Source organism: Stenotrophomonas sp. BIGb0135 (assembly GCF_024810105.1).
Taxonomy (GTDB): domain Bacteria; phylum Pseudomonadota; class Gammaproteobacteria; order Xanthomonadales; family Xanthomonadaceae; genus Stenotrophomonas; species Stenotrophomonas maltophilia_AB.
The window spans coordinates 136,705-155,105 of record NZ_JANUDX010000001.1; the positions used below are offsets into that span (position 1 = coordinate 136,705).

Annotated in this window: 15 protein-coding genes; 6 read left to right on the plus strand and 9 right to left on the minus strand. The window is 68.6% G+C overall.

Features of this window, described 5'->3' with window-relative positions; all coding sequences use genetic code 11:
• The first annotated feature begins 1 nt into the window (after position 1).
• The 3 genes from flgM to M2421_RS00590 all read left to right on the plus strand — a co-directional run bounded on the left by flgM (position 2) and on the right by M2421_RS00590 (position 1,956).
• Positions 2–304: a flagellar biosynthesis anti-sigma factor FlgM gene (flgM, locus tag M2421_RS00580; protein WP_259202572.1), complete on the plus strand. Its 303-nt coding sequence runs from the start codon at positions 2–4 to the stop codon at positions 302–304.
• On the plus strand, positions 301–639 hold the full coding sequence (locus M2421_RS00585) for a flagellar protein FlgN (RefSeq protein WP_259202573.1): 339 nt from the start codon (positions 301–303) through the stop codon (positions 637–639). The genes flgM and M2421_RS00585 overlap by 4 nt, the downstream gene beginning before the upstream one ends.
• Positions 640–732: 93 nt before the next feature.
• Positions 733–1,956, plus strand: a complete 1,224-nt coding sequence (locus M2421_RS00590; RefSeq protein ID WP_259202574.1) for an ATP-binding protein — start codon at positions 733–735, stop codon at positions 1,954–1,956.
• 498 nt (positions 1,957–2,454) lie between these two features.
• Here M2421_RS00590 and M2421_RS00595 read toward each other — a convergent pair whose 3' ends face one another.
• Positions 2,455–4,212 carry an EAL domain-containing protein gene (locus M2421_RS00595; protein ID WP_259202575.1) on the minus strand — a complete coding sequence of 586 codons (1,758 nt, stop codon included), beginning with the start codon at positions 4,210–4,212 and terminating at the stop codon, positions 2,455–2,457.
• Positions 4,213–4,214: 2 nt separating this feature from the next.
• A complete protein-coding gene (locus M2421_RS00600; protein WP_259202576.1) occupies positions 4,215–6,320 on the minus strand; it encodes a PAS domain S-box protein in 2,106 nt (701 codons plus the stop codon).
• A gap of 156 nt (positions 6,321–6,476) precedes the next feature.
• Here M2421_RS00600 and M2421_RS00605 point away from each other — a divergent pair, with 156 nt between their 5' ends.
• Positions 6,477–9,269, plus strand: a complete 2,793-nt coding sequence (locus tag M2421_RS00605; protein ID WP_259202577.1) for a bifunctional diguanylate cyclase/phosphodiesterase — start codon at positions 6,477–6,479, stop codon at positions 9,267–9,269.
• A gap of 892 nt (positions 9,270–10,161) precedes the next feature.
• On the opposite strand, the gene M2421_RS00610 is transcribed toward M2421_RS00605, so the two are convergent.
• The 6 genes from M2421_RS00610 to M2421_RS00635 all read right to left on the minus strand — a co-directional run bounded on the left by M2421_RS00610 (position 10,162) and on the right by M2421_RS00635 (position 14,653).
• The gene (locus tag M2421_RS00610) at positions 10,162–10,461 is read right to left on the minus strand and encodes a hypothetical protein (protein WP_259202578.1); all 300 of its coding nucleotides are present in this window, start codon (positions 10,459–10,461) and stop codon (positions 10,162–10,164) included.
• A gap of 98 nt (positions 10,462–10,559) precedes the next feature.
• A complete protein-coding gene (locus M2421_RS00615; protein ID WP_259202579.1) occupies positions 10,560–11,750 on the minus strand; it encodes a methyl-accepting chemotaxis protein in 1,191 nt (396 codons plus the stop codon).
• 228 nt (positions 11,751–11,978) lie between these two features.
• The gene (gene hflD, locus M2421_RS00620; protein WP_259202580.1) at positions 11,979–12,593 is read right to left on the minus strand and encodes a high frequency lysogenization protein HflD; all 615 of its coding nucleotides are present in this window, start codon (positions 12,591–12,593) and stop codon (positions 11,979–11,981) included.
• Positions 12,590–13,729, minus strand: a complete 1,140-nt coding sequence (gene mnmA / locus M2421_RS00625; protein ID WP_259202582.1) for a tRNA 2-thiouridine(34) synthase MnmA — start codon at positions 13,727–13,729, stop codon at positions 12,590–12,592. Before mnmA ends, hflD begins: the two co-directional genes overlap by 4 nt.
• Complete coding sequence (locus M2421_RS00630; protein WP_259202583.1) at positions 13,726–14,187, minus strand: NUDIX hydrolase; 462 nt, start codon at positions 14,185–14,187, stop codon at positions 13,726–13,728. The genes mnmA and M2421_RS00630 overlap by 4 nt, the downstream gene beginning before the upstream one ends.
• Position 14,188: 1 nt before the next feature.
• On the minus strand, positions 14,189–14,653 hold the full coding sequence (locus M2421_RS00635) for a hypothetical protein (RefSeq protein WP_259202584.1): 465 nt from the start codon (positions 14,651–14,653) through the stop codon (positions 14,189–14,191).
• 94 nt (positions 14,654–14,747) lie between these two features.
• Here M2421_RS00635 and clpS point away from each other — a divergent pair, with 94 nt between their 5' ends.
• A complete protein-coding gene (gene clpS, locus M2421_RS00640; RefSeq protein ID WP_259202585.1) occupies positions 14,748–15,080 on the plus strand; it encodes an ATP-dependent Clp protease adapter ClpS in 333 nt (110 codons plus the stop codon).
• On the opposite strand, the gene M2421_RS00645 is transcribed toward clpS, so the two are convergent.
• Positions 15,077–15,898, minus strand: coding sequence for an aminoglycoside phosphotransferase family protein (locus M2421_RS00645; RefSeq protein ID WP_259202586.1), 822 nt, complete (start codon positions 15,896–15,898; stop codon positions 15,077–15,079). The genes clpS and M2421_RS00645 overlap by 4 nt on opposite strands.
• Before the next feature lie 138 nt (positions 15,899–16,036).
• Here M2421_RS00645 and clpA point away from each other — a divergent pair, with 138 nt between their 5' ends.
• Positions 16,037–18,319 carry an ATP-dependent Clp protease ATP-binding subunit ClpA gene (gene clpA / locus M2421_RS00650; protein ID WP_259202587.1) on the plus strand — a complete coding sequence of 761 codons (2,283 nt, stop codon included), beginning with the start codon at positions 16,037–16,039 and terminating at the stop codon, positions 18,317–18,319.
• Positions 18,320–18,401: the final 82 nt, after the last annotated feature.

Sequence of the window (18,401 nt, forward strand, 5' to 3'; positions counted from 1 at the left end):
CATGAGCCAGAAAATCGACGGCAACCTGCAGGCCACCGCCCATCTGCGCAGTGTCGCGCTTGGCAGCAAGCCGGCCGCCAGCGCCGATTCCCCGACGCGTCCGGTGGAAGCCGCCGACAGCCTGCGCCTGACCGGTGAAGCCACCAGCCTGCAGGCCCTGCAGCGCGAACTGAACAGCGCCCCGGCGATCGACGCCGGCCGCGTGCAGGCCGTGCGTGAGTCGCTGCAGAACGGCACCTACAAGATCAATCCCGATGCGATCGCCTCGCGCATGCTCGAGCTGGACCAGCAGCTGCAGGGATGAAACTGGCGATGAGCGAGCCATTGCAGCGCCTCAGCGATGCCTTGGACGTCGAACGCCAGGCATTGGTCGAGCATGACGTGCAGGCCCTGATCCGGGCCACCGGCGCCAAGCTCGAGGCGCTGCGCGCGCTCGAGACCGTGCCGCCGGTCGGGCAGGGCGAGCGCCTGCAGGAACTGGCCGAGCGCAACCGCGCCAATGGCGTGCTGCTGTCGCGCCGCCGCCGCGAGGTCAACTGGGCCCTGCGCCAGCTCGGCCGCAGCGAAGACGCCTCGTCCTACGACGCCAAGGGCCAGTCCAGCACGCTGCATACCCGCCGGCCGCTCGCCGTCGCCTGATCCGGCCCGCGCGGGCCGCGAACGCGTCCGCGGGCTTCCGTCGCGCAGGCCAACGCGTATATTGGGCGCCTGTTTCGACTGCCCGATGTGACCGTGACCGCTTCTTCCAACCTCGTCACCGCACCGCTGCCCCCGCAGCCGGTCCTGCTCGCCCTGTTCGAGCGTGTCAACGAAGGCATGCTGCTGTTCCGCGAGGATGGCAGCGTGGCCCTGGCCAATGCGGCCGTCAGTGAGATGCTCGGCCAGGCCGAGAACGCCGCCGGGCTGGGGGCGGCGCAATGGCTGCACCAGCTGCTGCCACCGGACGCGCTGGAGCACGCACGCCTGCATGGCCACTGGAACGGCAGCCTGCCGGTCGGCGAGCGCATGGTCATCGCCCACCTGTACCAGCACGAAGAAGCCGGCCAGCGCCATTACCTGGCCCTGTTCCGCCGCATCGAAGGCCAGGAAGACTACGAACGCGAGCTGCAGCAGCGCCATGCCGAGCTGCGCCAGGCCTACCTGCGCCTCAACGGCACCCAGGAGAAGCTGCTCCAGTCCGAGAAAATGGCCTCCATCGGCCAGCTTGCCGCCGGCGTGGCGCACGAGATCAACAACCCCATCGGCTACGTGCACTCCAACCTGGGCAGCCTGCAGGAATACCTGCGCAGCCTGTTCACCGTGATCGAGGCTTACGAACGCGCCCTGCGCGCCCCCGATCCGAAGGCGCTGATCCCGGAGATCGACGACATCCGCAACCGCTTCGACATCGATTTCATCAGCCGCGACCTGCCGCAGCTGATGGCCGAGTCGCGCGAAGGCATCGAGCGGGTCACCCGGATCGTGCGCGACCTCAAGGACTTCTCCTATTCCGGCCGCGATGAGTCCTGGAAGCTGGTCGACCTGCATTCCGGTCTCGAATCGACCATCAACATCATCTGGAACGAGCTCAAGTACAAGGTCACCCTGCAGCGCGAGTTCGGCCAGCTGCCGCTGGTGGAATGCCTGCCGTCCGAGCTCAACCAGGTCTACATGAACCTGCTGCTCAACGCCGGCCACGCCATCGCCGAGCGCGGCACGATCACCGTGCGCACCGGCGTGGATGGCGACCACGTGTGGGTGGAGTTCGAAGACACCGGCGGCGGCATCTCGCCGGACCTGCGCCAGCGCATCTTCGACCCGTTCTTCACCACCAAGCCGGTCGGCAGCGGCACCGGTCTCGGTCTGTCGATTTCCTACAGCATCGTCAACAAGCACCACGGCCGCATCGACCTGGACAGCACCCCCGGCGTAGGCTCCAGGTTCCGCCTGGTACTCCCGATCAAGCAGCCGCGCTGACCACCCACGCGGTAGAGCCGACCGCTGGTCGGCTGCGGTGCCACGCCGGCTGCCACGGCACCACAATTTCGTAGAGCCGACCGTTGGTCGGCTGCCGTGACACGTCGGCCGCCATGGCACGACAATTTTCGTAGAGCCGACCGTTGGTCGGCTGCCGTGCCACGTCGGCTGCCATGGCACGACGATTTTGGTAGAGCCGACCGTTGGTCGGCTGCCGTGACACGTCGGCCGCCATGGCGCCTCGGTTGAGAGCAGCCGACCAACGGTCGGCTCTACGGGCCTCGCCGGCGAACCTCGCGGGCATGGCATGGCGCCACGCATCCGCACGCCGCATTGTCGTCGCGCCGACCGCTGGTCGGCCGCCGTGCAACGTCGGCTGCCACGGCACGACAATTTTCGTAGAGCCGACCGTTGGTCGGCTTCCGTGACATGTCGGCTGCGGTGGCACCTCGGTTGAGAGCAGCCGACCAACGGTCGGCTCTACGGCAATCGCGTGGGTCAGTCGTCGTCCGCGGCCGGCAGCGCCACCGGCGGTGCCGTATTCGCCCGCCGCTGTTCCTCGTGCGTGCGGAACGCCTGGTGGATGTGCTTGCGCAGTTCGTCGTCGTTCCATGGTTTGGTCAGGAACCGGTAGATCGCGCCGCGGTTGATCGCATCGGTCACGGTGTTCAGATCGGTGTAGCCGGACAGCACCAGCCGGATCGTGTCCGGGTAGAGCATCTTCACCCGGCCCAGGAACTCGGTGCCGCTCATGTCGCTCATGCGCTGGTCGGACAGGATCACCTGCACGTCGTTGATCGCCAGCAGGTCGAACGCATCGCGCACGTTGCCCGCCGCGAGGATCCGGTAGCCATCGCGGCGGAATAGCCGCACCAGCGAGCGCAGCACGTTTTCCTCATCGTCCAGCAGCAGCAGGGTGCGGTCCGGGCGCGTCTCGGCGAAGGCTTCCGGGCGCAGGTAACGCCGGCGCAGGGTCATCCCGGCCGCATCGGCCGACATCGGCTCGCCAAACAGATAGCCCTGGAACACATCGCAGTCGTTGCGCCGCAGGAAACCCAGTTGCGCCTGCGATTCCACGCCATTGGCAATCACCGTCATGCCCAGCTGGTGGCCCATGGCGATGATCGCGCGCGCGATCGCCGCCTCGCGGTTGCCGGCCGGCGCGCTCTTGATGAAGCTGCGGTCGATCTTCAGCTTGTCCACCGGGTAGCGCACCAGCGCGCTCAGGCTGGAGTCGCCGGTGCCGAAGTTGTCCAAGCTCAGGCTGATGCCTTCGTTGCGCAGGTTGACCAGCGTTTCATGCACGAAGTTGACGTTGTTGGTCAGCGCGCTTTCGTTGATCTCCAGCGTCAGCATCTGCGCCGGCACGCCGGCGGCCTGCATCAGCGACATCACCTCGGCGAAGAAGTTCGGGCGCAGCAGCTGCAGGGTGGAGACGTTGACGGCGATGGTGAAGTCGTCGAACCCTTGGTCGCGCCACAGCCGCGCCTGCTTCAACGCGCCTTCCAGCACCCAGGTGCCGATCTGCACGATGATGCCCAGGCGCTCGGCGGTGCGCATGAAACGCTCCGGCACCAGCATGCCCAGCGTCGGCGACTGCCAGCGCAGCAGCGCTTCCATGCCCACCACGTGGCCGTCGCGCGCGCTCACCAGCGGCTGGTAGCGCAGCTTCAATTCGCCGTTGGGAATGGCATCCACGATCTGCCGGGCGATGATGCTCTCGCTGTGCGCGCTTGACGGGGTATCCACCGCGTGGATGCGCACCGCGTTGCCGCCTTCGCGGGCGGCCTGGTGCAGCGCGTCTTCGGCATGGTCGAGCAGCCGCGAGGTGTCGCTGGCGTGTTCCGGGCACAGGCTCACGCCCAGCTTGCCGGTCATGAACAGCGTATAGGGCAGCACCGACAGCGGCAGTTCCAGCTGCTGGCGGATCTCCTCGGCGAGGTCTTCGGGCAGCGGCATGTCGGCGCTGCGCGGCACCGCCAGCAGGAACTCATCGCTGCCATGCCGCCACAGCTTGCCGCGCCCGCGCAGGTGGTGCTGCAGGCGCTGGGCGACCAGCACCAGGGCCTGGTCGCCCACTTCGGCACTCATGTTCTCGTTGACCGAGGCGAAATGGTCGATGTCCACGTGCATCAGCATCAGCGGGGTGCCACCGGAGGCGGCGTCGCTGACCATGGCCTGCAGCTCGGGATTGCCGGCCCCCAGGCGCGGCGGCGCATCCTCGATGCTGACCAGGGGCAGGGAAGGGTTCCACATGTTCAGTGTTCCAATGTATCGGGAGTGGCCGGATCGCTGCTGCGATACGGCAGGTACAGGTCGATCAGGGTACCGGCACCGTGTGCCGACTCGATGCGCAGGGTGCCGCCGACGCTCTGCGCGCGCTCGCGCATCACGATCAGGCCCAGCCCGCGCGGGCCTTCCGGGTCGAAGCCCTCGCCATCATCGCGGACCTGCAGGTGCAGTCCGGCATCGCCCATGTCATGCAGTTGCAGGCTCACCTGGCTGGCGCGCGCATGCCGCAGCACGTTGGTCAGGCTTTCCTGGGCGATGCGGAAACAGGCCTGCTCGATGTCGCCCTGCGGGCGTTGCGGCAGCGCCTGGATATCCGGCAGCAGCTCGATCGCCGCCGAGCGGAACAGTACGCTGGCCTGCCAGCGCAGCGCGGCCTCCAGCCCCAGCGCGTCCAGTTGCGGCGGGCGCAGCAGCGTGGAGATGTCGCGCAGCTTTCCCACCGTGGCGTCGGCCAACTGGATGATCTGTTCGAGGTCGTCGCCGCGCCGGGCGGGGTCGTCCTCGTCCTGCGCGGCATAGGCGGACAGCTTCATCGCGGTGATCGCCTGGCCGATGTCGTCGTGCAGGTCGCGCGAGATCGCGCGGCGTTCGTCCTCCTGCAGCGAGAACAGTCGCCCGGCCATGGCCTGCAGTTCGCGGTTGCTGGTCTCCAGCGCCTCGCGGATGCGCTCGGGCTCGCTCAGGTCGCGCACGATCAGCAGCTTGCAGTTGCGCCCGCCATAGCGCACATCGCCTACCGCCAGCCCCGCCTGGAAGTGCTCGCCGTCCAGCCGGCGCATGCCGATGACCTCGCCGGCCCCGGTGCTGGGCAGGGGGATCGGCGCAAACAACTGCGCACGCACCCGGGCCAGGTCCTCGGCCGCCACCAGCGCGGCCAGCGGCTCGCCCAGCAGGGTGTGCTGGCCGTAGCCGAACTGCGCGGCCGCGCAGGCATTGGCGTACAGCACGTGCTCGTCGGACAGGATCACCACGCCGTCCGGCAGCACCCGCACCAGCTCGCGGAACTGTTCCTCGCGCTCGCGCAGCAGGCGCCGCGACTGCTCGCGCTCGGTCACATCCTGCAGCGTGCCCAGCACCCGCGGCCGGCCGGCATCGTCATGGCCGCTCTCGGCGCGCAGGTGCACCATCAGCGCACGCCCGTCCATCGCCAGCAGCGGCAGCAGCACGTCGATCTGCACCTGCTCGGCGGCCATGTCCTGCAGCAGCTGTTCGGTCAGCGCGGCGGTGGCCGGGTCGGCCGGCACCAGCAGTTCCTCGAAGCGGTGCCAGCGCCGGGCTTCGGGCGGGCGCCGGCCCAGCAGGTGGTAGACCTGGTTGGAGTAGCGGCCCAGCCCGGTGCCCGGATCCACTTCCCAGGCGCCGATCCGGGCCATTTCATGCGCTTCCTCCACCCGTGCCAGCGCCAGGTCGCGGCGGCGCAGCGCCTGGTCCTCGCTGGTGCGGTCGATGGCGATCAGCAGGCGGGCCCGGTGGCCGTCGTAGTCGATGAAGTTGCTGCGCATCTCCATGTGCCGGCGGCTGCCGTCCTTGAGCTGCAGGTCGGCGCTGATCACGCACAGCTCGTCCGGTGCGGCGCGGATCTGCGCCAGCTTGGCCGCCAGCTTCGGCTCGTCGCCGGTGGGCCACAACGCGCTGATCGGCATCGTGGTGAATTCATCGTGGGACCAGCCAAACAGCTGCATCGCCGCCGGGTTGGCGTCCAGGATGGCCAGCGTGTCCAGGTCGTAGACCAGGATCGGCCCCGGGTTGTTCTGGAACATCTGCCGGTGGCGGGTCTCCGAACACTCCAGCTTGGAGTGGGTCTGCAGCACGTGCTGGGCCAGCGGTCGCAGCAGCAGGTAGATCAGCGCCGCGCTGGCGACCACGAAGAACGCGCCCTTGACGGTCTGCCAGTGCGCGGCCGTGGCCATGTCCCGGGTCAGCACCTGCACGGCGGCATCGCTGCACAGGATCCAGACCAGGGCCAGCCCCAGATAGCCCAGCACCACGCGCCAGCGGTCGCGGCGCAAGGCCTGGGCGAGCGGCCGTTCGGGCGGGGCGGGGGTGGGCTGGCCGGACGGGGCGACAGGCATGGACGGGGCAGGGACCGGATCGAGGCGGGCGACCTGCATCTTAGAGCGTGGCGTCCGGTTTGGGGGCTGCGCGCGGTACGCGGCTCAACTATCCGCGGAATCCGCCGCTAACGATTGCGTTCCCGGCTGTCGGGTGCGTTATCGGAGTCTTACCGCGTGGACCAAGGGATTATCGCGAGTCTGCTGCAGCATCCACTGGCGTCGGCCTTGGTCATCCTGGACCGGGCGGGGCGCCCGCTGGCGGCCAACCCGGCCGCACGCGAGCATGGGTTGCCGGCAACCGTGGCGGCCTATGGCGAGCTGCTCGAAGACCTGCGCCTGCTGGCCGCCGATGGGGGCCTGGTGCCGTGCCAGCTGCCCGGCGGCCCGCGCGGACGCTTCGACGGCTGGATGCGCGCGGTGCACGACCCGGACGGCCACCTGCTGGCCTTCACCCTCAGCGTGCCCGAGCCGGTGGCCAACTATGCCGGCAGCCGCTGGGAGCTGGCCCTGGACCATGCCGGCCACGGGTTGTGGGATTGGGACGTGCCCAGCGACGCGGTGACCCGGTCCCGGCGCTGGGACGGCCAGCCTGCCCCGACCGAGGAAACCACCCGCGGCGACGCGGCCGCCGCGCTGCTCGCCCCGATCCATCCCGATGACCAGCCGGCCGTACGCGCCGCGCTGGACGCGCACCTGGGCGGGCAGGGCGAGGTGTACACCGCCGAGTACCGCGTGCGCCATCCCGAGGGCGATTGGCGCTGGGTGCTGGACCGCGGCCGGGTGGTCGCCCGCACCGCCGATGGCCAGCCCTTGCGCATGGTCGGCACCCATACCGACATCCAGGCGCAGAAACAGATGGAAGCGCTGCTGCTGGAGCAGCAGGTGCACCTGCGCGAAGCCCAGCGCATCGCCAGCATGGGCAGCTGGTCGTGGAACCCGGATGATCGCCAGTTCTGGTGGTCGCCAGAGTTCCGCGCATTGCTCGGCGTGGGCGACGAACCGCTGACCGGGCGGCGCCGCTGGCTGCGCCGCCTTGAACCGCGCTCGCGCAGCCTGCTGCGCCACGCCTGGCGGCGCATGCTGCACGATGGCAAGCCGGCCACCCTGGAACTGGAACTGCCGCGCGAACGCGAAGGTGCGCTGCACCTGCGCCTGTGGATGCAACCGTTGCTGGGCGCCGACGGGCGCATCCAGCGCCTGCTTGGCCAGGTCCAGAACATCACCGAGCAACACCAGACCGATGCGCTGATCCGCTGGCGGACCGAGCTGCTCAACCGGGTCTCGGCCCTGGGCCGCATCGGTGGCTGCGAGATCGAGGTCAGCACCCGCCACATGCAGTGGACCGAGGAGTGCTACCGCATCCACGGCCTGCGCAAGGAGCCGATCAGCCTGGACCAGGCGCTGGCGCTGTACACCCAGGACTCCCGCGATGCGTTCGAGGCCGCGCTGGCCCGTATCGCCGACGGCGGCCTGCCCGAGCAGCTGGACCTGTGCTTCTACCGCCAGTCCGGCCTGCGCATCTGGGTCCAGGTGCTGATCGAGCTGGACCGTCGCGACGGCCTGCCGACGCGCTTCGTGGTGCTGTTCCGTGACATCACCCGCGAACGCGAAGCCAACGAGCGCATCGAGCTGCTGGCCCACTACGACCTGCTCACCGGGCTGCCCAACCGCATGCTGCTGCGCGAGCAGACCGCCGATGCGATCGAGGAGGCCTGCGATCGCGGCGCGCCGCTGGCGATGCTGTTCATCGACCTCGATGGCTTCAAGACCATCAACGACACCTTTGGTCACGCCACCGGCGATGCCCTGCTCAAGGCCGCGGCCGCGCGCCTGCACCAGAACCTGCGCAACGCCGACCTGTTCGGCCGTTTCAGCGGCGATGAGTTCATCGTGGTGCTTCGCGACCTGGCCGAGCCGGAAGATGCCGGCCACGTGGCGCGCAAGCTGATCGCCTCGCTGGCCGAGCCGCTGCAGCGCGGCGAGACCACGCTCAAGGTCGGCGCCAGCGTCGGCATCGCCATGCTCGACGAGGGCCGTGGCGACTTCGACTCGCTGCTGCGTGCCGCCGACGCCGCCATGTACGCGGCCAAGGAGGCGGGCCGCAACACCTACCAGTACTACAGCCAGGATGCGTTGATGCGGATCCAGCGCAAGCTGGAGATCGAGCACGCCCTGCTGGGCGCGATCGAGCGCGAAGAATTCACCCTGGCCTACCAGCCGCTGCTGCACGCCGCGCATGACCAGCCACCGGCCATCGAAGCGCTGCTGCGCTGGCATCGGCCTGGCATCGGCTACTGCAGCCCGGCCGAGTTCATTCCGATCGCCGAGAAATGCGGCGAAATCGTCCGCATCGGCGACTGGGTACTGACCGAGGCCTGCCGCCAGGCGGCCGCGTGGGACGCGGCGGGCCTGCAGTTCGACCGTGTCGCGGTCAATGTCTCGGCCGTGCAGCTGCGCGATCGTGGATTTGCCGAGCGGGTGATCGATATCTGCCACGCGCACGGCTGGCCGCCGCAGCGGCTGGAGCTGGAACTCACCGAATCGGCCCTGATCCGCGACACCGACGTGCTGCGCCATTGCTTCGACGTCCTCGAACGCCACGGCGTGCCGCTGGCGGTGGACGACTTCGGCACCGGGTTCTCCAACCTGCATTACCTCAACCGCTTCCCGGTCGGCCGCCTCAAGATCGACCGCAGTTTCGTCCAGGGCATGCTGCACGACACCGGCACCGCCGAAGTCACCCAGGCGATCGTCCACCTCGGCCATGCGCTGGGCATGAAGGTCGTCGCCGAAGGCGTGGAGACCGAGCAGGAAGAGGCCATGCTGCGGCGCCAGGGATGCGACGAAATCCAGGGCTACCTGTATTCCCGCCCCCTGACCCCGCGCGACCTGGCCCAGTGGCTCAAAGCCGGCGGCGCCCAGATGGCCCCGCGCGACGCGCTGGTCGCCCTGACCCACGCCGTCTGACCACGCCCAACGGGTGGAGCCGAGCCACCCTCGGCTGCGCTTCGTCCGCCCCAATCGGGTAGAGCCGAGCCACGCTCGGCTGCCCTTGATCCGCCCTAATCGGTAGAGCCGAGCCATGCTCGGCTGCTCTTGATCCGCCCTAAGCGGTAGGGCCGAGCCATGCTCGGCTGTTCTTGATCCCCCCCAATCGGTAGAGCCGAGCCATGCTCGGCTGCTCTTGATCCGGTCTCCCCACGCCAGGCGTTGCCTGGCTCCAGGCCAAATGCCTGCATGTGCAATGCCAAACGCTTCGTATAGGCCGGGGGCGCACACGCATGCTGCACGGGGTGCGGTGCCGAGCATGGCTCGGCACTACCAGTGTGTGCGATCTCTGTCGGGGTGCGATGCCGAGCCATGCTCGGCTGCTCTTGATCCGGTCTCCCCACGCCAAGCAGCGCCTGGTTCCAGGCCAGATGCCGGCACGCATAATCCCAAACGCTTCGTATCGGGCAGGGGGCGCACGCGAGTGCTGTGTGGGGTGCGGTGCCGAGCATGGCTCGGCACTACCGGGGATGCGATGGCATCGGTAGAGCCGAGCCATGCTCGACTGCTCTTGATCGGGTCTCCCCACGCCAGGCAGCGCCTGGTTCCAGGCCGGATGCCGGCACGCGTATTCCCAAACGTTTCGTATTGGGCAGGGGGCGCACGCGAGTGCTGTGTGGGGTGGGTGCGGTGCGGTGCCGAGCATGGCTCGGCACTACCGGGGTGTGCGATCTCTGTCGGGGGGCGGTGCCGAGCATGGCTCGGCACTACCGGGCGTGCGATGTCTGTGGGATGTGTTGCCGAGCACGGCTCGGCACTACCGGGATGCGATGGCATAGGTAGAGCCGAGCCATGCTCGGCTGCTCTCCGCTCAGCGTTCGCGCGCGGCCTTGGCAGCGGCCTCGCCGCTCAACCCGAGATCCCAGGCCAGCCCGGCCAGCGCCGGGTCGACCGGGGCGGGCAGGGCGCCTTCGGCTGTTCCGCTGCGGTCGGCCAGCCGTGCCAGCTCGGCCTGCGCCAACTGCTCCAGTCGCCCGATCAGGGCGAGGCCCCGCAACGGTTCGGCCATCGGGGCTGGAGGGGCCTCGGCACGCGCGGCCGGCAGACCGTCCACGTCGGGGTGGGCGCCAGGCGACGGGGAGGCAGGGCTGGGGGAGGCAGTCAACGACATCGGGCGATCATCTGCAGCCAGGACGAGTGTTGGAAGCACAACGGCCCCGGGGAAACCGGGGCCGTTGCTCGTGCCGGAACCGGCACGCGTCATGTAGATCAGAACAGCTCGACCGCGCCAGCGGCCATGCTCTGCTGGGCCACCGCCTTGTGCGGCGGACGCTCCCACTCGCTGCGCATTTCGCGCAGGCGGCTGCCGGTGCGCTGCAGGGCGTTGACCACTTCCTCGTCGAACACGCCGCCATTGCGGTGCAGCAGTTCCTGCAGCGCCACCGCTTCGCGGTTGATCGCGGTCAGGCGGTCCAGGTGGGTATGCACCCCGCCCAGGGCCTGGGTGGCGATGTCCTCGAACTGCAGGGCGCGCACCGCTTCGGCCACGCTGCTGTCGATGGCACGACCACACTCGGAGATCTCGCGCATGCCGTCGCCCAGCGAAGCATTGATCTGGGCCACGTTGTCCAGCATCTGCGCCGCTTCATGACGCGCTTCGCGGGAGCGGTCCATGTCGCGCGAGGCCATGTTGGAGACGGTCTCGCGAACCTTGGCGATGGCGTCCTTGGAGCTGTGCGCCAGCTTGCGGATCTGCTCGTTGAAGGTGGTCGAGCGCTCGGACAGGTTGCGCACCTCGTCGGCGACCACCGCAAAGCCGCGACCGGCTTCACCGGCACGCGCCGCTTCGATGGCCGCGTTCAGGGCCAGCAGGTTGGTCTGGTCGGCGATCGACTTGACGTCTTCCAGCAGCGCGAAGATGCCATCCAGGTGCTGGGCCATCTGGTCGATGTGCTGCACGGTATTGCTGCTCTGGCCGCTGACCTGTTCCAGCGCCTCCACCAGCTGTTCCATGCGATGGCTGGCATGCTGGGCGAAGCGGGCCACGTCGACGCCGGCGCCGCCGTCTTCACCGGCACGGTCGACGATGCGGGCCAGGGCCTGGCTCTGCTGGCGCGACTTGCGGTTCATGGCGTCGAAACTGCCACCCAGGCCGCTGACCGCATGGCGGATCAGGTCACGGGCGCGTTCGACTTCGCCGCGCGAGCCGTCCACTTCGTTGGCGACGAAGGAGCGCAGCTCGGTCAGCAATTGGTCCTGCTCGCGCAGGATGCGGGCGTGCTCGGGGGAGCGCTGGGTCTGTGCCCGTGCGGTCCACCAGGCAAACCCGAGCCAGCTGAGCGTCATGGTGGTCAGGATCGCCCAACGCAGGGCGGCTGGCCATTCGAAGCCGATGGCGAAGGGGAGGAGCAGGGTCAGGACCAGGGGGGCGGCCAGACGGATGAAGATGCGTGAGTACATGGACGTTCTCGGGAAGTGCACGGTTGATGTATCGGCCGTACCCCCGTTTGCTTTAGTGCTGCACTGCACATTCCCTCGAAAAACCTCCCCGCGGTAGCGCCACCGCATGGGGGGCTGCGGGATCCCCGACCGCCCGACCCAGCCACCCGTGGGGTGGCTCCACCCGCGTCGATCAACGCTGGAGCCACCCCATGGGTGGCTGCACGCCGCCCGCCCCGTCGCCGTGCATCAGCGCAGCTGCCGGTCCACCGCCTCGATCATCGCCTTGCGCGAGAACAGGAAATCCCAGTACTGGCCGCCGGTCTGGCGCCACAACACCGCCGAGCGCACCGCCGCCAGCAGCAGGGCGCGGATCTCGGCCACCACCCCGGCCTGGCCCAGGTAATGCGGGTTGCCCTGGACCATCACCCGCGGCTTGAGGTTGCTGATGGTGTCCGCGTACAGCCCACCCAGCGCGGCCAGCACGTCCGGATGGGCGCTGTCGCCCAGCTCGGTGGCCTGGCGCTGGGCGCGCGCGATGCCCTGGCTGACCTTGTCCACCACCGCGTGCTCGCGCACGAAGCGGCGTTCCAGCTGCAGCACCGCCAGCGCCAGGCGCGGCAGCGCCTCGTCCTGGCCCTGGCTGCGGAAATAGTTGTGCAGCAGGCGCAGCCCCGAGGCCACGTTGGCCGGGCTGCCGTAGATGGCCTGGGGGCTGTCGGCGTCGATGCGGAACACGCTGTCGATCGCCGTGCGCACCACCGCTGCTTCGGAATGGCCGGTCTCGGCGATGCGGCGCACCTGCTGCAGGGCCTGGGCAATGCCGGCCAAGGCAAGAACGCGGTCGTCGACGGAAAAACTCATGCAGCAGATACCTCGAAGGGAGAAGGAACGGTCCGCAGCCGCTGTTCCAGCGGCGCATCGGTGGCGGCGATCACCGCGCCACCCAGGCAGACCTCATCGTCATACAACACCAGCGATTGACCGGGGGTGACGGCGCGTTGCGGGCGGTCGAAACGGACCAGCAGCGTGCCGTCGTCGTTGACCTGCACCTGGCAGGGCTCGTCCGGCTGGCGGTAGCGGGTCTGGGCGGTGCAGGTGAAGCGCCGCGCCGGGGGCGCCCCGGCGATCCAGTGCGCCGCCTCCGAGTGCAGCCGGGTGGACAGCAGCCAGGGGCTGTCGCGGTCCTGGTCCACGTAGAGGATGTTGCTGGTCACTTCCTTGCCGACCACGTACCAGGGCGCGGCCGGCCGGCCGCGCACGCCGCCGATGTTCAGGCCTTCGCGCTGGCCCAGGGTGAAATAGAACACGCCGGGGTGCTCGGCGATCAGGTTGCCCTCCGGGTCGCGGATCTCGCCGGTCCGGGCCGGCAGGTAGCGCCCGAGGAACTCGCGGAAGTCGCGTTCGCCGATGAAGCAGATCCCGGTGGAGTCCTTCTTGGCGTGGGTGGGCAGCCGCGCATCGCGGGCGATCCGGCGCAGGTCGTTCTTCTGCAGGTCGCCGATCGGGAACAGCGTGGCGGCCAGCTGGGCCTGGCCCAGCTGGTGCAGGAAATAGCTCTGGTCCTTGCTGCGGTCGGCACCGCGCAGCAGCGCCCAACGCCCAGCCACCTGCGCCACGCGGGCGTAGTGACCGGTGGCGATGCGCTCGGCGCCCAGCTCGCGGGCCGCATCCAGGAAATGCTTGAACTTGACCTCCCGGTTGCACAGCACGTCCGGGTTGGGCGTGCGCCCGGCGGCGTATTCGGCCAGGAAATGTTCGAACACGCCCTGCCAGTACTCGCTGGAGAAGTCGCGGAAATGGAACGGGATCCCGAGCAGGCCACACACGGCCACCGCGTCGCGGCGGTCGTCCTCGGCGCGGCAGTCGCCGCTGCCGTCGTCGGCCCAGTTCTGCATGAAAAGCCCGGCCACCGGCTCGCCCTGCTGGACCAGCCGCCATGCGGCCACCGAGGAGTCCACCCCGCCGGACACGCCGACCATGATCCGTGGCGTGCTCATGCGATGTCCTTCACCAGTGCCAAGGGGTGGCGCTGGCCGCCAAGGAAGTCCTCGACCACCTGGCGCACCAGCGGGCTGCGCAGGCGCGCCGGATCGGCGCGCAGCTCGGCCGGGGTCAACCACAGCGCGCGGATGATCCCCGTGTCCAGCGCCCGCGCCGGATCGTGGGCGACCGGGGTGGCGGCGAAGGCAAAGCGCAGGAAGGCGGTCCCGTCCGGCGCGGTCCACTGGTAGACGCCGATGAAGGCGGTCAGACGGACCTCCCAACCGGATTCCTCCAGGGTTTCACGCAGGGCCGCCGCGGCCAGGCTTTCACCCGGCTCCAGGTGGCCGGCCGGCTGGTTCAGCACCCGCTGGCCGTCAATAAGCTCTTCCACCAGCAGCAGGCGCCCGTCATCGACCACGACCGTGGCGACGGTGACATGCGGCGTCCAGCGCGGGTCCTGCACGGCAGTCACCTCAGTATTCGTCCGCGTGGGTCAGTTCGGCTTCCATCGCATCGGCGGTGCGCATGGCCGCATCGATGGCGTCGCTGAGCACGTCCTTGTTGGCGTTGGCATCCACCTTGACCACGAACATCGCCAGCTGATCCTGCTTGACCCACGCGCCCAGCTTGGCGTCCTGCGAGTCTTCCAGCAGGCGGTTGGCCACCGCGGCCGGGAACTGCTTGTCCGGGGAGGTGTAACCGGGCGACCAGATCTCGCGGATCCGGTGGCTGCCGTACTCTTCCACCGTCGAGCGCACGAAGACCAGCTGGCTGCGGTCGTCGCCGGCGTCGAAGACCAGCTTGTAGTCGCCGTCCTCATCGATCTCGTAGGGGTACTCGAGCTGCTTGAGCACCTTGCCGACGGCCTTGTCCGGTTCGGCTGCGTGCGCGCCGGACACGGCAGCGGTCAGCAACAGCGCGGTGACGATCCTTTTCATGAAAACCCTGTGAAAGTATGGGTGGGGGTGATTGTGAAGCATGCAGATTGTGAAGGTCGACAGAGGCAACGTCCAATCCCGCTATAATGGAGCGATGCCCCGCGAGCCCTCCCAAGAACCCCACCACGATCACGGCGTCATGCTGGAACCGGCCCGGCCGGAGGTGGCACCGCCGCCGTTCTACCAGGTGATGCTGCTGAATGACGACTACACCCCGATGGATTTCGTGGTGACTGTCCTGCAGAGCTTCTTTGCCATGGACCTGGACAAGGCCACCCAGGTGATGCTCCACGTGCATACCCGCGGTCGCGGCGTGTGCGGGGTGTTCACCCGGGAAGTCGCCGAATCCAAGGTCGCCCAGGTCAACGAATTCTCGCGCATGAACCAGCATCCGCTGCTGTGCACGATGGAAAAGACCGGCGCCTAGTCCGTGCTTGCGCCCAGGCGCTGCAGTGCCAGCCTCGCCACGGCCAGGTTGACCGCCGCCGGGTCCCCGTCGGCCAGGAACCCTACCGCCGACAACCCGGCGCTGGCCGCTATCCAGCGCAGCAGGCGCGTGCGTTCCAGACCCGCCAACGCCCCCACCTGGGCCAGCCGCCGCTCGAACACGGCGTCGCGGGTGGCCACGTGGATACCCGGGCCGCACAGGTCCGGGTTGCAGAACAGCACCGTGTAGTCGAAGGCCCGGTCCCCCAGCAGCCGCTTGGGGTCGATTGCCAGCCAGCCGCGGTCGCCGCCATCCAGCACGTTGTCGTGATGCAGGTCGCCATGCAGGGGGCGGATGTCGATCTGGGCGGCAAGTACCGACTGCGCCAGTGATCTGCACTGTTCCAGCAATGGAGGCAGGCGGATCGGTGGGGCCAGCAGATCGGCGAACCAGGTGTGCAGGTCGACCAGCCCGGCCGGCGCGGGGCCGCGCGGGCGATGCAGGCGTGCGGCCACCGCGCACAGGATCGCGGTGGCCTCGGCATCGCCGCCGTCGATGGACATCCCGCGCAGGCGGTGGCCCGGCACCACGCGCTCCAGCAGTACCGCCGCCTGGTCATGCGCCAGCAGCCGCGCCGCGCCATCGCCGGCCCACCAGTCCAGCAGGCGGTGGCCGTTGCGCTCCTCCTTCGCCGTGCTGATCTTCAACATGGCCGCCGTGCCGTCGGGGAGGCGGACCGGCCATAGCCGGGCATGCGGCGTGGCGATGACGTCGCCATCACGCGCAAGCTGCCATTTCGTGAGCGGTAGTTCGGGCATGATGAGGTCGCTGGAATGGCCTGGGGAATCCGGGGTAGCGGTGGACTGCTAACGCCGTCTGAACGCACCGATCCGCTAGGGTGATGGAAATTGAGCAGCTAGGCCGCATATTGTTTCCACCTGCCGCCGGAGTAGAACATGTTCAGTAAAGACCTCGAACACACCATCGGTCAGTGCTACAAGCGCGCCCGTGAGGCCCGGCATGAGTTCATGACGGTGGAACACCTGCTGCTGGCACTGCTCGACAACCCGTCCGCCCAAGCCGTGCTCAAGGCATGCGGGGCCGATGCGGAGCGGCTGCGCCAGGAGCTGGAACAGGCCATCGAGGCCTCGGTCTCGCGTCTGGCCGAAGACGACGGGCGCGATACCCAGCCCACTTTGGGCTTCCAGCGCGTGCTGCAGCGGGCCGTGTACCACGTGCAATCCTCGGGCAAGAAGGAGGTCACCGGCGCCAACGTGCTGGTCGCCATCTTCGGCGAGAAGGACTCCCACGCGGTCTACTACCTCAACCAGCAGGACGTGACCCGGCTGGATATCGTCAATTATCTTTCGCATGGCATCGCCAAGCTGGGCGAGGACGGCGAAGTGCCGCCGGCCGCCGATGGCGAGGGCCGCGCCGAGGGCGGCGAAGGCGAGGGCAAGGGCGACGCCCTGGCCGAATTCGCCAGCAACCTCAACGAGGCCGCGCGCAACGGCCGGATCGACCCGCTGGTCGGTCGCGCCGACGAGATCGAGCGCACCATCCAGGTCCTGTGCCGCCGCCGCAAGAACAATCCGCTGTACGTGGGCGAGGCCGGCGTGGGCAAGACCGCCATCGCCGAAGGCCTGGCCAAGCGCATCGTGGAAGGCTCGGTGCCGGACGTGCTGGCCGACGCGATCATCTACTCGCTGGACCTGGGCGCGCTGGTGGCCGGCACCAAGTACCGCGGCGACTTCGAGAAGCGCCTCAAGGGGGTGCTGACCGCACTGAAGAAGATGCCCAACGCGGTGCTGTTCATCGATGAGATCCACACCATCATCGGTGCCGGCTCGGCCTCGGGCGGCACGATGGATGCCTCCAACCTGATCAAGCCGGCCCTGGCTTCTGGCGAGCTGCGTTGCATCGGCTCGACCACCTTCCAGGAATACCGCGGCATCTTCGAGAAGGACCGCGCGCTGGCGCGGCGCTTCCAGAAGATCGACATCGTCGAGCCGACCGTGGGCGAAACCTACGAGATCCTGCAGGGCCTCAAGCCCAAGTACGAGGCGCACCACGGCGTGACCTATGCCGATGACGCGCTGCAGGCCGCGGTGGACCTGTCGGTCAAGCACATCGGCGACCGTCTGCTGCCGGACAAGGCGATCGACGTGATCGACGAGGCCGGCGCCCGCCAGCGGCTGCTGCCGGAAGGCGAGCGCAAGGAACTGATCGACATCGAGGAGATCGAGACCATCGTCGCCAAGATGGCCCGCATCCCGGCCAAGCAGGTCAGCGCCACCGACAAGGATGTGCTGCAGCACCTCGAGCGCAACCTGAAGATGGTGATCTTCGGCCAGGACCCGGCCATCGAGACGCTGTCCTCGGCGATCAAGCTGGCCCGCTCGGGCCTGGCCAACCCGGAAAAGCCGATCGGCAACTTCCTGTTCGCCGGCCCCACGGGGGTGGGCAAGACCGAGGTGACCAAGCAGCTTGCGCTGCAGCTGGGCATCGAGCTGGTCCGCTTCGACATGAGCGAGTACATGGAGCCGCATTCGATCAGTCGCCTGATCGGCGCGCCCCCGGGCTATGTCGGCTTCGACCAGGGTGGCCTGCTCACCGAGAAGATCGTCAAGACCCCGCACTGCGTGCTGCTGCTGGACGAGGTGGAAAAAGCCCACCCGGACATCTTCAACATCCTGCTGCAGGTCATGGACCGAGGCGTGCTCACCGATACCAACGGGCGCGAAGCCAACTTCAAGAATGTGGTGCTGGTGATGACCACCAACGCCGGTGCGGCCCAGGCCTCGCGCCGTTCGATCGGCTTCACCCGCCAGGACCACGCCACCGACGCGATGGAGATCATCCGCAAGAGCTTCACGCCGGAGTTCCGCAACCGCCTCGATGCGGTGGTGCAGTTCCAGCCGCTGGGCTTCGAGCACATCCTGCGCGTGGTGGACAAGTTCCTGATCGAGCTGGAGATGCTGCTGCAGGAAAAGCACGTCAGCCTGTCGGCCACCCCGACCGCGCGCGACTGGCTGGCCCGCCACGGCTTCGATCCGCTGATGGGCGCCCGCCCGATGGCACGCGTGATCCAGGACAAGGTCAAGCGCCCGCTGGCCGACGAGCTCCTGTTCGGCAAGCTGGTCAACGGAGGCCGGGTCAGCATCGACGTCCGCAACGACGAGCTGTTCGTGGAAACCCAGGCCGAGCCGGAACGGCGCCTGCCTGCCACGGTGGAATAAGCCACCCCTGCGCCACGACCGTCGGTCGTGGCGCGGGCTGCTGGCCGGTCACGGCCGGGGTCGTGACGCTGCCGCTGCACGT

Excerpts from the sequence above, each read along its gene's own strand:
- clpS (WP_259202585.1), top strand. The coding sequence starts at position 14,748 with ATGCCCCGCGAGCCCTCCCAAGAACCCCACCACGATCACGGCGTCATG.
- M2421_RS00610 (WP_259202578.1), bottom strand. The coding sequence starts at position 10,461 with ATGTCGTTGACTGCCTCCCCCAGCCCTGCCTCCCCGTCGCCTGGCGCC.
- M2421_RS00645 (WP_259202586.1), bottom strand. The coding sequence starts at position 15,898 with ATGCCCGAACTACCGCTCACGAAATGGCAGCTTGCGCGTGATGGCGAC.
- M2421_RS00615 (WP_259202579.1), bottom strand. The coding sequence starts at position 11,750 with ATGTACTCACGCATCTTCATCCGTCTGGCCGCCCCCCTGGTCCTGACC.
- clpA (WP_259202587.1), top strand. The coding sequence starts at position 16,037 with ATGTTCAGTAAAGACCTCGAACACACCATCGGTCAGTGCTACAAGCGC.
- M2421_RS00595 (WP_259202575.1), bottom strand. The coding sequence starts at position 4,212 with ATGTGGAACCCTTCCCTGCCCCTGGTCAGCATCGAGGATGCGCCGCCG.
- mnmA (WP_259202582.1), bottom strand. The coding sequence starts at position 13,729 with ATGAGCACGCCACGGATCATGGTCGGCGTGTCCGGCGGGGTGGACTCC.
- hflD (WP_259202580.1), bottom strand. The coding sequence starts at position 12,593 with ATGAGTTTTTCCGTCGACGACCGCGTTCTTGCCTTGGCCGGCATTGCC.
- M2421_RS00585 (WP_259202573.1), top strand. The coding sequence starts at position 301 with ATGAAACTGGCGATGAGCGAGCCATTGCAGCGCCTCAGCGATGCCTTG.
- M2421_RS00635 (WP_259202584.1), bottom strand. The coding sequence starts at position 14,653 with ATGAAAAGGATCGTCACCGCGCTGTTGCTGACCGCTGCCGTGTCCGGC.
- flgM (WP_259202572.1), top strand. The coding sequence starts at position 2 with ATGAGCCAGAAAATCGACGGCAACCTGCAGGCCACCGCCCATCTGCGC.
- M2421_RS00600 (WP_259202576.1), bottom strand. The coding sequence starts at position 6,320 with ATGCCTGTCGCCCCGTCCGGCCAGCCCACCCCCGCCCCGCCCGAACGG.